Below are 14,685 nucleotides of genomic sequence, written 5' to 3'. Positions count from 1 at the left end.
GCCTCCTACGAAGCAGCGGTCCCACTCGCGTCATTCCTGCTCTGGGCAAGATCCGTTCGGAGACGGACCCTAGTACCAGTTGTTCGCCTGCCAGAAGTTCCACGCGTTGCACGGAGAGCCGTAGCGGCCGTCGATGTAGCTCAGACCCCACCTGATCTGGGTCAGCGGGTTCTCGTGCCAGTCGTCGCCCGCGGAGTCCATCTTGGAGGCGGGCAGCGACTGCGGGACGCCGTACGCGCCGGAGGACGGGTTCGTGGCGTTCCAGCGCCAGCCGCTCTCGCGGTCCCAGAGGTTCTCCAGGCAGGCCCACTGGGTGGTGTTGGCCCAGGCCGCGTCCTTCTGGTTCATCAGCTGCCGTCCGGCCGCCTTGACCTCGGTGATGTTGCCGCGGTCGACGGTGTCCACGGAGGTCGTGCAGGTGTAGGTGCCGGGCTGCGCGGACAGCAGCTTCTGCGTCCAGCCGCTGGTGTTGACCGGGTCGTCGAGGTGGTACGAGATGTCCGCGCCGGAGCCGTCGGTCGGGTTGGCGTCCTTGTACCAGTACATGGCCCCGGTGGAGAGCCGTCCGTAGTACAGCCCACTGCCCGGGGAGACGAGCTGGTTGAAGCCCGACCAGCCGGAGGACTTCAGGGAGTTGCCCTTCCAGGAACCGGCACCCGCGACGGTGTAGTCGAGCAGTCGGCCGTCCTCGGTGGTGGCGCCGAGCCGGTCGTCGCCGGTGGCGGTGAGGGTCTTCAGGACGAACCCGGTGCCGATCTCGGTGCGTACGCCGATGTGCTGGGAGCCGGCCGGCTTGTCCTCGGTGACGTTGTAGCGCAGCAGCAGGCCGGAGGTGGTGGTGCCGTAGAGGTGGCCGTGACCGTCGTAGGTCAGCTTGTCGTGGGTCCAGCCGCTGTCGGCGATCCTCACCGGCGGGTTCAGCAGGGTGAGGCTGGTGTTGTTGGTCCTGACGTCGACGCGGTAGAGGTCGCCGGCCGTCGAAGTGACCAGCACCGTGTTGAAGTTGAGGGTCGCCATGGCCTGCGGCTCGAAGCCGAGGTCCGGTCCGACGAGCACCTTGGCGAGATCGCCGGTGGCCGGGTTGATCTGGCTGAAGGTGAGCCTGCCGTCGCCGAGTACGCCGTAGATGTTGACACCGCCCGAGCAGGTGGTGGCCGCGTCGGCGGTGGGAGCGGTCACCGTGAGGAGGGCGGCGCTCAGGGTGGCGGTGGTCAGCAGACCGGCGGCTCTGCGGGCGTGGGTGCGGATGGTCTTCACTTCTGGTTCCCCCGGGGGCGGTTGGTGTCGGGCGGTCAGTGGCGGCGCGGACGGCTTACTGCCAGCCGGCGTCGGTGGGGGCGGCCTGCCAGCCGGCGTCGGCCGGGGCGGCCTGCCAGCCGGCGTCCGCGGTGACGACGGAGGAGGACTTGGCTGCGTCCGTCCCGTATGCCGAGGTGAGGGCCGGGGTGGCGAGGGCCGCGGTGACCACGAGGGAGACGACCGCGACGGCCTTGGCGATACGGGTGCGAGGCATGGCTGTCCGTTCCTTCCGGGACGAGGGGTGAGGTCCGGCCGCTGTCGCGTCCCGCGGTGACGCGCTTACCGGCCGGTGATCACTAGGTTCGTCGTCGCCCGGGCCCATGAGAAGGGTTCCTCGATGGACGGAAAGGGCCTTGGACCGATACGTCCACACGGCCCCGCACCCGCTTCAGTCCACCGGCTGCGCCTCGAACGCCAGAGGTATCAACGGCACCCCGGCCCCTGTCAGTCGCGCTCCCGCCAACTGCGGTACGTCGCACAGCAGTCGGCCGGAGAAGCGGACGGCCCGTTCCTCGGCCTCTTCCAGCCCGTCGGCCAGCAGGTAGAGGCCCAGGGTGAGTCGGGAGGAGGAGCGGGGGTGCACGGCGACGTGCTCGACGTGGTCACCGGGGACGAGGGACGCGCGCACCAGCTCACGGACGTCCGGCGGCAGACGGCTGCCGGGAGGGAGTTCCAGGTGCGCGTGGACGAGATACATGCGCTCCAGCGTCTCAACGGATGAGGCCGCCAAGTCCGTCTGGCGGGTGGCCGGTTGTGTCCCTGGCCGGTTCCGGCCCGCCCCTGTGACGAAACGTCTCTGTTCTGCGAAGATCGGCGCTGAAGACGGGGCGTTGTGTGCAGAAACGGGGGACGCACGTGCTGACCGCACTCGGGCTCGACGCTGTCGCGGAGACGGTGTACCGCGCCATGCTCAGACATCCGGCCGCCGGTGTCGCGGACCTCGGCGACGCCGTGGGGCTGTCCGAGGGGCAGGTACGCGACGCCCTCGACACCCTGAGCGAGCTGGCGCTGGCGCGTCCCGCGGCCGGGGACGCGGGGCGGCTGCGGGCGGTGTCGCCGGACATCGGCATGGAGATCCTGATGGCCCGGCAGCAGGCCCAGCTGGCGGCGCAGCAGCAGCGCCTGGAGGCCTCGAGGGCGGCCGCGGCCCAGCTCATCTCGGAGTACGCCGAGCTGAGGCCGGCCGCCAGCCACCCCGGGGTGGAGCAGCTGGTGGGGCTCGATCAGATCCGCGACCGGCTGGCCGTGCTCACCCGTGAAGTGCGCGAGGAGTTCCTGACGTTCGCGCCGGGCGGGCCGCAGACCGCGGAGAACATGGCCGCGTCCCGGCCGCTCAACGAGGATCTGCTCGGCCGCGGGGTGCGGATGCGCACGATCTACCTGGACAGCGTGCGCGCCAACCGGCCCACTGTCGAGCACGCCAACTGGCTGGCCGGGCTGGGCGGCCAGGTCCGCACGGTGCCGTCGCTTCCCACCCGGATGATCCTCATGGACCGGCAGATCGCCATGATCTCCGTCAGCAGCGACGACACTGCCGCCGGCGCGGTGATTCTGACCGGACAGGGCACACTCACCGCACTGTGCGCGCTCTTCGAGACCATCTGGGAATCCGCCCAGCCGCTCGGCCGGCTCGTCCCCACCGACGCGCACGGTCTCACCGGCCAGCAGTCCACCGCCCTGCGCCTGCTCGCCGAGGGTCACACCGACGAGGCCATCGCCAAGCGCCTCGGCGTCTCCCATCGCACCGCTCGCCGCATAGCCTCCGAACTCATGGAACGCCTTGGCGCCCGCAGCCGCTTCGAGGCCGGCGTACGAGCCGTCCAACAGCGCTGGCTCCCGCCCCACCCGTAACCCGCCCGTATGGTGACAGTGCCCGTCGCCAAGGCGAGGGCCTCCGTGACCGCCGCGCGGGCCACCTCGCTGACGTGCGGTTACGCAGCTGCCGCCGCTGAGCGTCCTGGCGGCACTGGTGCCTGCCGGAACGGCGTGCGACCTCTCCTGGCCGACGCGTTCGGCGGTCCAGGTGATGTGCGGGGGCCGGACTCGTGCGCAAAGGGGCCTGCCCTGTGCGTCAGTCAGGCCGAGGCGTCCGATCAGCAGGTCAGAGTCGTTCGGCCGCCAGGCGAGGGCGGGCCGCCAGCTTCTCCTGCCGCGTTCGCATGCCGAACCGCCAAGGGGTGGGCGGGGCGGGGGATCGATGCCCGTGGGCGTGGCTGGGCAGGTACAACGCGGCTTGGAGGATGAGTGGGACGCGGTGCTTGGGCAAGGTGTCGACCAAGCCGGCCCTGAGCTGCTCCTCGTCGACCCCGACCGCGGCATGAACCTGCGCAACGACGTCTGCCAAGCCGCCCGGCCGAGTTGTGCCGTTGGGGCATCCGGCCGGGGCGGCGTCGAACGCGGCTGGGCAGCCGCTGGGTGCGCGGTTACGGGGTCGGGTAGGGGTCCTGGCTGATCAGGTGGGCCTTCAGCCCCTCGCCGACGCCAGGTTCCGGGGTTCCGGCCCAGTCCTTGATGAGTACGGCGCCGGTGCTGCAGCCCCACGGGTTCCAGGTCCATGCGAGATAGCCCATGTTGTGCGCGTCGGCCCAGTCGACCAGCCGCTGCATGTAGTCGAAGCCGCAGTTGTCCTGGCCGAACTCACCGATGACGACCGGCACTTGTTGTGCGAGCGGCGCGACCTGGCTGTCCCAGCAGGATTCGGTCGCGCAGGCGTTGAAACTGTAGGAGTGCCAGGACGCGGCGAGGTTGTTCAGTGGGTCGGTCGGCTTGTACGTCAGCCACTCGCGCATGTCGTTGGCCCACTCCAGTCCGCCCAGCATGAGGACGTTGGTCGCGCCGGTGGCCCGGACCGCGTCGACCAGGTCCTGCATGCCGGCCGTCTCATAGGGGAGGCCGGTGCAGGTGCCGCCGTCTCGCCAGCACCGCCAGCCGACGGTCTTGTCCCAGTCGGCGGCGATCTCCGGGTACGGCTCGTTGAACAGATCGAAGACGACGGCGTCGTTGCCCTTGAAGGCGTTGGCGACACCGGTCCAGAACTGGGGGGCGTACTGCGCGTCCGGCATCGGTTTCTGGCAGGTCGCGGTGGCGTCCTTGCAGTGCCAGTCCGGCCCGTTGGTGTAGGCACCCCGGGTCCAGTGCAGGTCGAGGATCGGAGTGATGCCGTTGGCCACCAGCAGGTTGACGTAGTCCTTGACGCCCTGCTGGTAGGTGGCTCCACTGGGCGAGCCGTTGATGCCGAGCCAGCATTCCTCGTTCAACGGCACGCGTACCGCGTGGATGTTCCAGGTCTTCATCGCGTCGACGGACGCCTGGTCGACCGGGCCGCTGTCCCACAGCCCCTTGCCCTGCACACAAGCGTATTCACCGCTGGAGCGGTCCACACCCAACAGCCGGTACTGCTTGCCGCTCGCGGTGACGATCTTGTTACCGGAAACCTTCAGCTCCGGGGCCGGATCATCGGGATCAGGAGTTGGGCTGGGGGAGGGGGACGTCACCGAGCCGGTACAGGTCACGCCGTTGAGCGAAACCGATACGGGTTCCGGATTGGCGCCCTTCCACGCACCGGTGAACCCGATGGAAGCCGACTTGCCCGTATCCAGCGCTCCGTTCCAGTCGAGGCTGGTGGCGGACACGCGGGTTCCGGACTGTGTCCACGTGGCACTCCAGCCGTTGGTGACCTTCTGGTCGGAGTTCGGGAAGTCGAACGTCGCGGTCCACCCTCGCACGGGGGAGCCGAGATTGGTGATGGCCAGGTTCGCGGAGAACCCTCCCGGCCATTCGCTCTGCACCTTGTACGCGACCGAGCAGCCGGTGGCGGCCGCCGATGCGGGCAGGGTGGCGAAGGCAAGGCCACCCACGATCAGCGCACCGGCGGCGCCGGAGGCTATTAAGGCGTGACGACGTTTCACTTGATCTCCTCGTTGCCGTAAGGGATCGATGAGCTCGATACCCAGCTGATCGACGAGCCGGTGAGCCGGGCCCAGGCCGAGGGCCTGCGGCTGACCGGTCCACCAGGCGGGTACTGCGTGCCGTACAGATCAAGGAATCACCAACTGTCGCGCGTTCAGATCCTGTCTTCCCGACGGATCTGAACGCGGGCGTCAGCAGCCGATCGGTGAGGAGCCCAGGGCCACGTCGTCGAACCAGAGAGTGTCGTTCCCGGTGCCGTAGCTCTCCCAGCCCAGGCGCAGGCCGGTGGGACGGGGAGGGGTCCTGCGGGCGAGCCACTGCCCGTCGACGTTCTGGGTCGGCACCCCGTCCACGTGCAGTCCGGCGACCTCCTGGTCGTCGACCCAGGTGCGCATGGACTGGGCGGTGGTGTCGATCTGGTACCGCAGGCACAGCCACCGGCCGGTCGCCAGCGGGGTGCTGAGCGCCACACCCGCCGGGCTCTGTTCCGGCAGCGTCGCGTCGTCGCTCTCGCGGTTCCACTGCAGCGCGCCGTTCTGCCCGCCGACGCGCAGCGCCTTGCCGCCCTGCGAGGCGTCCGGCATGGACACGAAGGTGACGTGGTCGATGGGCAGGGCGGTGGTGTGCCGGACCCGCATCCGCACGTACACCACGGGCCCGACGGAGGACAGATCGCGGGTGGAGGCTGCGAAGACGTGGTTGCAGTAGCCGGCGCCGCCGTCGACGCGCAGCGACCTGGTGCCGCTGTAGGCGACGGACGTGTCGACGCTGACCTTCCCCGTGCCCTGGCAGTCGGGTGCCGTGGTCTGCCAGGGGCCCGAAGGCGCGGTACCGGTCTGGTCCTCGAAGTCGGAGCAGATCGTCGCCCCGGCGCATTCGGCTGGGGGCGTGGCTGTCGCGGTCGCTGTCGGTGAGGCGGTCGCCGTCGGGGTGGGACTCGCGGTTCCGCCGCACGGCGTGCCGCCCAGGGCAAAGGCGGTGGGAGCCGGGTCGGCGGTGCGCCAGGTGCCCTGGAGCCCGAAGTCCACGGACCCGCCGGCGGCGAGCACGGCATTGTGCGCGACGTTCACGGCGGTCACCGCCCTGCCAGACTGGGTGACCTGCGCGTTCCAGGCGGACGTGACCTGCTGGTCGCCGCCGTAGGTCCACTCCAGCCGCCAGCCGTTCAGGGCGGCGCCGAGATTCGTGACACGGATCTGGGCGGTGAAGCCGCCGGACCACTCGTTGGTGGTGTACGTGACCGTACAGCCCGTCGCCGCGCCCTGGGCTCGCGATGTCGCGATGGCAGGAAGGGCCACCGCCACCACGGTCAGCACCAATGCCCAGAGCGGCAGGCGGTGGCGGCGCACGCGTAATGAAGTCATGGTCATGATCAATCTCCGAGAGTCAGGACGCGGTGCAGGAGAGTGTGCCGAGGTCTCGGTCGTCGCCACTGAGCGTCATCCCCCAGGTCGTCGACGCGCCCGGTGCCAGTGAGCCGTTGTAAGAGGCGTTGTGAACAGTGGTGGCGGGGCGGGACGGATCCACCACCGCGTTCCAGCGGTTCGCCACGGTCACAGCGCCCGGCAGGGTGTGGCGCACCGACCAGTCGGTGACCGGCCGGGACCCGGTGTTGGTGACCGTGACGTCGGCCTGGTACCCGCCCTGCCACGAGCCGGTCAGCTTCCACTCCGCCGTGCAGGCGGCGTCGCCGGAAGGACTCGGCGGGGGAGTGGGCGGTGGTGTCCCTCCAGAGCTGTCGGTGGTGTAGGGGACGGCGGTGTAGTCCTGCGGGCAGCCTCCCGCGCAGCCTGACGGCAGCGAGAAGGAGTACGTACGGCCGCCGCCCAGCCAGGCGTCGGCCGCGTCGCGGATCCGTATGGTGAAGCTGCTTTGACCGGAGGACGTCGCGCCGATGACGTAGGACTGCCCCAGGTCGCTGTTCATCGCGGCGTCGGCCCAGGTGCCGTTCGCCAGGTACTGGACGCCGTGGATGCCGCTGGGCAGATGGGAGACGGCGATGGCGGGCCAGTACCGCTGGGCTCCCCTGAGGAAGCCGATACGGATGTCGCCGCTGTAGTCCGGGGCCGGGACGAAGCTCCAGGAGACATGACGGTTGTTCCAGCGGTCCGGGTACATCGTCCCCACGGGGGCACCGCCGATCCGGAAGCGGTTGAGGGAGTCGGTTGCCAGGTCGAGGTGGTTGGGGTCGTCCCGGCACCAGGCGTTGGAATCGGCGCAGCTGTCCGCGACGAGCATGGTCAGGGTGGCCCCGTTGTACTCGTCGGCCACCCAGGAGCCGTTGCGGCAGAAGGGCTGGCCCGGCGCGCCGTCGTTGGTGCCGGTGCAGTAGTCCCCGATGGTGACCTTGACCCAACGGCCGCAGTTGCGGCCGTTGTCGAAGGCGCCCTTGACCGATGCGCTTGAGTCCGGCACCGGGCGGGGGTAGGCGCTCGAGTAGTCGCCGGGTGTGTTGAGCACGTTGAGCGCCACGAAGTCCTGGCTGTCCAGTTCGCGCTGCGGCAGACCGCAGCCGCCGTAGGGGCTGCCGAGCCCGGCGAAGTGGGTCGCGTTGCCCAGGACCTCCGTTGCGGCGACACTCGCCGCGGGCGGCTGGACTGTCGCGGCCACGACGGGTAAGACGGGTAACACGGCGCAGCAGAGCGCTGCCAGCAACGTGGCGGTGCGCCTTCGGGCCGGCGAGCGGGGGGTCGAAAGAAGCTGCATGGGGGGATCCGCCTTCTGCGTGACGGGGCGCCGTGACGTTCGTTTGGGAGTCCTCCGGGGGGAGGGGGAGTGAGCGCTGGAACACCTCATCCGTGGGAGCGCTCCCACAGTTTCCGTATCCGGGGACTGTAGAAGAGGGGCATGCCCCTGACAAGGGGTGTGGGCTTTCGACGTAGTTTTCACCCTGCCCGAGCCGGGGCGTGCCCGGGCCGGACAGGGGTGGAGTGAGCTGGGGTCCACGGCCGGTTGGTGGCGCCGTTGCGGGTGCACAGTTGGACGGGGGCGCCGTTGGCAGTTGAGGCGCCGGTGACGTCCAGGCGCAGGCAGGACTGGACGCCGGTGACCGTTCCGTCGGTGATGAGGTTCCACTTCTGGTGGTCACCGCCGACGCACGGCCAGGTCACCACTTTGGTGCCGGACGTGGTCTGGTGGCTGTGGGCGTCCAGACACAAGCTGGTGCCCGACGTGGTCACCGTCAGCTGGCCGGACCCGGTGCGTGTCCAGAGCTGGTTGGCCCCGCCCTGGCAACGGAGCCTTCGCCAAACTGAAGTCGCAGTCGGTGCAGGCCACCGCGGACAACTCGTCCGTCCGCACTGTTACTGCACCTCCTGCATGCGCATCGACGTGCCCAGGGGAACCTTCGGTCCCGGCGTCGACCAGGACGGCGAGACCGTCCCGGGCTCCATGGCCTAAGCCGGCCGACGAAGGGCGTCGGTGATGAGAGTCGCGCGTCGTCGGGGCCGTCACATGGCGATGATCTGCCACTGCTCCTCGGGCGCGCGGCGGTAGGTGGACTGGTTGATGTTGGCGCCGTCGGCGGTCGAACCCCGTTTACGTTGAGGGACAGTCCGCTCAGCCGGTTGGTGAGGTAGAAGGAGCCGTCGCTGGTCGGCGTGATCGCCCAGTGCTGTTGCGGGGCGTTGGCCTCCCCCCAGATGGAGACGTTCCCGCCGTCCGCCCTGGGAGAGGCCGGGCAGATTGCCGCTGTTGACGTTCCTGATCTTGCGGCGACCACGGCGGCGTCCGCGGCGCCCAGCGGGGTACGACGGGACAGTCCTCTCCCTGACGACACGGGTGTGCTCCCGGCCGGGTGGCTCGGATGTGAGGGGGTGGGGCGGGGAAGGCGGCGGGCAGGCCCGAGGGCGCGCCCGCCGCGGCCGTGGGTCAGGGCGCTGCGGGAGTCACAGCGCCGTGAAGGTCCACTGCAGGTTGCTGCTGCTGCCGTAGGTCCACTGCTTGGTGACCGAGCCCGAGGTGACGTTGCCGCCGCTGTCGAGGACCAGGCCGGTGGTGCGGTTGGCGATCGTGTAGCTGTTGCCGCCCCGGGAGGTGATCTTCCACTGCTGGTTGGGGCCGCCGTTCCAGGGCGCCTGCCGGGCCGGGGAGCCGTCGGCGGTGTTGCCCCAGCCGTCGGCGACCATGCCGTTGGTGCGGTTGACCAGCTTGTAGTAGCCGCCGCCCACGTCGACCGCCTGCCACTGGAGGTTGGTGCTGGAGTCCCAGCTCCACTGCTTGAGGTTGGATCCGGAGGCGACGTTGCCGCCGCTGTCCAGGGCGAGACCGTTGGTGACGTTGCCGATCCGGAAGTACCTCGACGGGTTGAACTGGACCCTGAGCGAGGTGATCTGGTCGTTGTTGCCGGTGACCCGGAGGTCCGGGTTGTCGGCGGTGAAGGTCCAGGCGGTGCCGGTGAAGTTGTCGCCGGAGTAGCCGATCACCTGGTAGCCGGCGGCGGGGCGCAGGCTGGAGATGGTGCGGGTGCCCAGTCCGGCCGCGCTCAGGTCGGCCGCGGTGTAGTCGCCGGCGGGCAACGGGGCCGAGCCGCCCGTGTAGTTGACGTCCGTGAAGGCGGCGGCTCCGGCGAGCGGCAGCATGCCGGGGATGGTGCCGGAGAAGGCCAGCTTCAGGACGTAGGCGCCCGCGCTGTATGGCACCGAGGACGGCAGGGTGACGGTGAGGCCGGAGGAAGTCTGGGTGGGCGTGGGCAGGTCGATGTAGGTGCCGGCGGTGGAGCCGAGCAGCTTCACCGAGGTCAGCGAGGAGAGGTTGATGCGGTCCGAACTGAGCGTCTTGATGGTCACTGAACTGCCGGGCCAGCCCAGGACGGTGGCGTACAGGACGTTGTTGGCCTTGTTGCGGGTGAAGCGGATGTCCTGCGCGGTGCCGGCCGTCGGATTGGTGAAGGCGCCGCCGCCCATCTTCGTCGGGCCTTCGCCGTACACGGCCCAGGCGCGGGTCGAGTACACCGACTCGCCGAAGCGCTTCAGGTAGTCGCCCATGCCGAGGAGGATGTCCTTCTGCGCCTGGGGAATGGTGCCGTCGGCCATCGGCGCGATGTTCAGCAGCACGTTGCCGTTCTTGCTGACCCGGTCGAGGAACGAGTGCAGCATCTGCTGGTTGCTGTAGTAGCCGATGCCCTGTGTGTAGCACCAGCTGGAGCTGGAGATGCTGTCGTCGGTCAGCCAGTACGGGTTGGTGAGGTCGCCCGGCCCACCGCGCTCGTAGTCGAAGACCTCGCCCTTGCCGTTGAATCCGTCCTTGTAGGTGGCGACGACCTCACGGCCCCAGGCGTTGGCCTGGTTGTAGTAGTAGGACAGGAAGTTCAGGCGCTGCTGCTCGTCGACCGCGTCCAGTTTGAAGTCCTGCCACAGGATGTCCGGTTGCGCGAGGTCGATGACTTCCTTGAGCTTGTCGTACCAGAGTTGGTTCTCCGCGGCCGCACCGAGCTGGCCGTAGAGCTTCTTGAGGCTGGGGTCGGTCTGGGCGGGGGCGAACTCGTAGAAGCCGTTGTAGTGGTACGCGTGGTGCATGGCGACCAGCAGCTTGAGGCCCTTGGCCCGGATCGCCGTGGTGAACAGCTGCAGCAGGTCGAGCTTCGGGCCCTTGGCGACCGAGTTCCACTCGTTGACCTGGCTGTTCCACATGGAATAGCCGTCGTGGTGCTCGGCGACCGGCCCCGCGAACCTCGCGCCCGCGTCGACGAACAGCTGCGCCCACTCGTTGGGGTCGAAGTTCCCGCCGGCCGACTTCAGCTTGGGCGCGAACTGCACGAAGTTGCCCGCCAGGTCCTTCGCCCCGTTGATGAAGTTGTGGTACGGCCATGCCGAGGGCTGGCCGTAGGTCGCGATGTGGTGCTGGTTGACGCTGTCGCCCGCCTGATACATGGTCCGCGGGTACCACTCGTTGCCGAAGGCGGGAACGCTGAAGACGCCCCAGTGGAAGTAGATCCCGAACTTCGCGTCCTGGAACCACTCCGGAGCCGGCGGGTGCTGATCGACCGAGTTCCAGTCGGGGGTGTAGGTGCTCGGTGCCGCCTGGGCGACGCCGGCGCCCAGGCCACCACCGGCTATGGCTGCCGCCGCCACACAGGTGGCGGCGGACAGGAACTGGCGTCTGTTGAGCGAACGCGACATGAGGACATCCCTGAGGTGGGGGTAAGGGGGACTGGGGACACGCGGGACGCCGACGGTTCTGGAGCGTCGGAGGTTAAGCATGAAGTTCGACCATGTGACGCACTGATGTCAACGGGTGTGCAGGGATGAAAACCCGTGCCAGCATTGGCTTTTGTCCATAAACAGGTGCTATCGGCGCATTGCAATGGCGGTAAACATGGAATGTCTAGGGGGTCGACCGGGGGGTGCGCCATCACACGGGCAGTCCACAGGCAGGCCGTCAGCGCATCATGAGTACGCATCATTGACGGGATGGATCCACCGCCCGGGAAGCCCAACGGCGACCAGGCGCATGCCTGAGGAGAACAGCAGCTCGGCGTACACGACGTTGCGCGCCTCCAAGCGGCCGGCCCAGGTCGCGGCGGGCCGGCCCTGAGTCGCGTGGCCGTGCATTCCGACGTCCAGCCACCGGCGAAACGCCCGCGGAGTCAGCCAGTGCACGTTGCCGGTCTGTGCACTCTTCTCCCGCCCGGCCGGGACCGAGGTCGTCCCTCCGTACCACCCTGAGATCGTCCGCAACTCCACCGGCCCTGCCGGGACTCACCCTCTCCGGCTCGCCCAGTCATAGAGCCGCGTCAACGCCGCAAGCTCTCGGTTCTACTGCGCCCCGCCGACTCGGCCAGGGTTCTGGGGCGAGGGCACGCGCCAGTCGTGGAAGAGATCACGATGGGTGACAGGTCGGCGAGTGCTTCCATCATGGCGGTGTTCCGCGTTGCACGGGCCGGCAGGTTGTGGCGTTTCATCGTGTCTCCCAGGCCCACGGGAACGCGGGGACGGCCGAGCATCTGACAGACCCGAAAACACCGTCTGCACAAGCTCGTTGACACCCATCACATGATGGTCAGCGACCCTGACAACTTTCCGTCACCACCGAATGTGAGACAGGGTCACTCGTTGACAGCCCCTCGCCGCTCTTCCTTCAACAGCAGGCCGTTGAAGGAAGAGCGGCGAGGGAGGGCGGGGTCAGGAGGGGATGATCTGCCATTGCTGCCGCGTCAGTGACGCGTATGGCTGCTGCTCGATGTTGGCTCCGTCGGCGGTGCTGCCCTCGTCGACGGCGAGGCAGAGTCCGCTGTAGCGGTTGATGAGGAAGTAGTAGCCGTCACCGGTGGGCGTGACGGCCCAGTGCTGCTGGGGGGCGTTGGCGTCCGACCAGATGGCCACGTTGCCGCCGTCCACGCGGGACAGTCCCGCGACCTCCATGAGCTTGCCGCTGCCCACGCCCTTGATCTCGTAGTAGCCGTCGCCGGTCTTGGCGAAGGTCCACTTCTGGTTCGCCTTGTTGAGCCAGGGCCACTGCAGGATGTTGGTGCCGTTGGCGGTGCCGCCGCTCTGCGCGTCGGCGGCCTTGCCGCTGTGCCGGGCGACCAGTCGGTAGACGGTGGCGTCACCGGGCAGCGTGGTGGACACCAGTGCCGGCTTGGCCGTCCGGCCGCCGACCCTGACGCCGCCCATGTTGACGTAGCCGCCGGTGGCCGCGTGGGCCCGGATCCGTACGAAGCCCACGTTGCGGGCGGGCCATTCGGCCACCTTGGTGGCACGGTCGCCGGCCCAGGTGCCGGTGGCGACCTGGGTGAAGTTCGTGCCGTCGGTGCTGGTGGAGATGGTGTAGGAGGTGATGTCGCCGTCGGTGGTGTTGCTGCGGTTCCACTGCTTGGGCAGGTACTCCAGGGTGGAGACGTTGCTCCACACACCGCCCAGGTCGATGGTGATCGAGTGGGGCAGGGCCGAGGGCAGTCCCCAGGTCGACCAGCAGGTCTCGTAGCCCCTGTCGCTGAGTCCGTCGATGGCGTTGAGCGGTCCCTCGCCGGTGCGGAAGCCGGTCGCGTAGGCGCTGACCGGTGTCACGGGGTGCTCGGCGCGCAGCATCTGGGTCGGCAGTGGTGGCCTGGAGGTGTTGGGGCTCCATGCCGCCCCGACTTCGGCGAGCCGGTTGACGATGTTGGTGTCCAGCCTGCCGTTGCGGTTGGGCGGGCAGTTGAGGATGAACGAGGTGTACTTCGGTTCCAGGTCCGCCAGGTGCGACAGGATCGCGTCCTTGCTCATCAGGCTCTCGGTCGGCGTGGTCGGATGCCAGAACCAGCCGTTGCTGATCGTCTGTCCCTGCGTGGCGGCGTAGGTGTTCCCGGTCGGCGCGGTGATGCCCAGCGGCTCCTCGAAGTAGATCGCGTCGCCGAGCCACGGCACGGACAGTCCACCGTGGTCGATCATGACGATGCCCGGCTGGAGCGACTTCACGTGCTCCCGGATCCGCTGGTAGGAGACGGCCTGCTGGCCCATCTGCCACGCGTAGCCGTCGGTGATGAACATGTCGATGGTGCCGTAGTGGGTCAGCAGTTCGGTGATCTGCCCGAGGATGAAGGTCATGTCGGCGGGCTGGATGGCGTCGGTGATCTCGAGGCCGGACACCTTGTGCCGGCTCTCCCACGCCTCGACGCCGAAGGTGCGGTCCCAGATCGAGTAGTAGAACGCGACCTTGAGTCCCTTGGCGCGGAAGGCGTCGCAGTACGCCTTCACCACGTCCTGCTTGTAGGAGCTGTTCGCGACGTTCTGGGTGCCGTAGGCGCTCGGCCACAGGGCGAAGCCGTCATGGTGCTTGGTCGTGAGGATGCCGTAGCTCATCTTCGCCGCCGCGGCGGCGTCCGCCCACTGGGCACAGTCCACGGCCGTGGGGGCGAACAGAGCGGGGTCCTGGTTCGGCTCAGCCCACTCCTGATTGGTGAACGTCCCCAGGCTGAAGTGGTTGAACATGCCGAACCGCATGTTCGCCAGGTTCTCCAGGTTGGTCTGGGGGTCCGCGGCGGCCGCCTGCGCCAGCAGGGGCGACAGTGCGGGGAGCACGGGCAGCGCGGTCGCGACGGCAGCGGCGCCCACGGCACCCAGCAGCGCGCGACGGGACAGTCTTCCTGAGGGCATGGGGGTACTCCCGGTTCGAGGTGGTTGTGATGCTTGGGGTGAGACAGGCGGGGGGCAGCCCGGGGGCGCCCGGTCTCCAGACCGTCAGGCGCGGACTCGTCAGGCTCCAAGCCGGCCGGATGTCACGCACGAAGGTCGGTGACGTAACTGGCCCGTGTCAACAGGTAAGCGGATGAAAGCACTCGGGCGGAGAGCGGAAGTTGAGGTTTTGTCCGTCCAGGTGGCTGTTCGTTCTGCCGTAGACATGCCATGTTTGTGCGGAGAGCCGGAGTGCGACCCCCAAGGCGTTGCCGCACGTCCGAGTTCTTCTGCGTCACCCGCTCGGCCGCCGACCATCCACCGGCACGACTCATCGCGAGCGGACGTACGGGACGCCGGGACGAGCGCAAGCGTCAGGGCATCA

At 68.7% G+C, this 14,685-nt stretch carries 10 protein-coding genes and 2 pseudogenes; 1 reads left to right on the top strand and 11 read right to left on the bottom strand.

The genetic code is table 11. From position 1 onward, the window contains the following. Positions 1–69: 69 nt before the first annotated feature. The 3 genes from ACZ56U_RS36635 to ACZ56U_RS36625 form a co-directional block, all read right to left on the bottom strand. Positions 70–1,257, bottom strand: coding sequence for an aggregation-promoting factor C-terminal-like domain-containing protein (locus ACZ56U_RS36635; protein WP_469088257.1), 1,188 nt, complete (start codon positions 1,255–1,257; stop codon positions 70–72). Between the two features lie 55 nt (positions 1,258–1,312). Continuing rightward, complete coding sequence (locus ACZ56U_RS36630; RefSeq protein ID WP_469088256.1) at positions 1,313–1,513, bottom strand: hypothetical protein; 201 nt, start codon at positions 1,511–1,513, stop codon at positions 1,313–1,315. 174 nt (positions 1,514–1,687) lie between these two features. Next, positions 1,688–1,996, bottom strand: coding sequence for a hypothetical protein (locus ACZ56U_RS36625; RefSeq protein WP_469088255.1), 309 nt, complete (start codon positions 1,994–1,996; stop codon positions 1,688–1,690). A 158-nt stretch (positions 1,997–2,154) separates the two neighbouring features. Between ACZ56U_RS36625 and ACZ56U_RS36620 the strand changes: the two genes are divergently transcribed. Then, positions 2,155–3,150, top strand: a complete 996-nt coding sequence (locus tag ACZ56U_RS36620) for a helix-turn-helix domain-containing protein (protein ID WP_469088254.1) — start codon at positions 2,155–2,157, stop codon at positions 3,148–3,150. Between the two features lie 174 nt (positions 3,151–3,324). Here the strand turns inward: ACZ56U_RS36620 and ACZ56U_RS36615 are convergent. From ACZ56U_RS36615 to ACZ56U_RS36580, 8 genes and pseudogenes are all read right to left on the bottom strand, one after another. Then, positions 3,325–3,618 (bottom strand): annotated as a pseudogene (locus ACZ56U_RS36615) (DUF5990 family protein); the annotation flags it as partial. 104 nt (positions 3,619–3,722) lie between these two features. Next, positions 3,723–5,207 (bottom strand): cellulase family glycosylhydrolase, encoded by a 1,485-nt coding sequence (locus ACZ56U_RS36610; RefSeq protein ID WP_469088253.1) that lies wholly within the window; start codon positions 5,205–5,207, stop codon positions 3,723–3,725. Positions 5,208–5,399: 192 nt separating this feature from the next. Next, the gene (locus ACZ56U_RS36605; protein ID WP_469088294.1) at positions 5,400–6,572 is read right to left on the bottom strand and encodes a cellulose-binding domain-containing protein; all 1,173 of its coding nucleotides are present in this window, start codon (positions 6,570–6,572) and stop codon (positions 5,400–5,402) included. Between the two features lie 22 nt (positions 6,573–6,594). Next, complete coding sequence (locus ACZ56U_RS36600) at positions 6,595–7,818, bottom strand: cellulose binding domain-containing protein (RefSeq protein WP_469088252.1); 1,224 nt, start codon at positions 7,816–7,818, stop codon at positions 6,595–6,597. A gap of 275 nt (positions 7,819–8,093) precedes the next feature. Further along, a pseudogene (locus ACZ56U_RS36595) lies at positions 8,094–8,432 on the bottom strand (RICIN domain-containing protein); the annotation flags it as partial. Then, positions 8,390–8,929 carry an RICIN domain-containing protein gene (locus tag ACZ56U_RS36590; RefSeq protein WP_469088251.1) on the bottom strand — a complete coding sequence of 180 codons (540 nt, stop codon included), beginning with the start codon at positions 8,927–8,929 and terminating at the stop codon, positions 8,390–8,392. The pseudogene ACZ56U_RS36595 and the gene ACZ56U_RS36590, both read right to left, overlap by 43 nt. Positions 8,930–9,095: 166 nt before the next feature. Then, positions 9,096–11,327 carry an alpha-L-fucosidase gene (locus ACZ56U_RS36585; RefSeq protein WP_469088250.1) on the bottom strand — a complete coding sequence of 744 codons (2,232 nt, stop codon included), beginning with the start codon at positions 11,325–11,327 and terminating at the stop codon, positions 9,096–9,098. Between the two features lie 1,002 nt (positions 11,328–12,329). Continuing rightward, positions 12,330–14,282 carry an RICIN domain-containing protein gene (locus ACZ56U_RS36580; protein ID WP_469088249.1) on the bottom strand — a complete coding sequence of 651 codons (1,953 nt, stop codon included), beginning with the start codon at positions 14,280–14,282 and terminating at the stop codon, positions 12,330–12,332. Positions 14,283–14,685: the final 403 nt, after the last annotated feature.

Source organism: Streptomyces sp. NPDC034103 (assembly GCF_055575395.1).
Note: the sequence above shows the minus strand (reverse complement) of the source record. Positions and strands in the feature narration are given on the sequence as shown.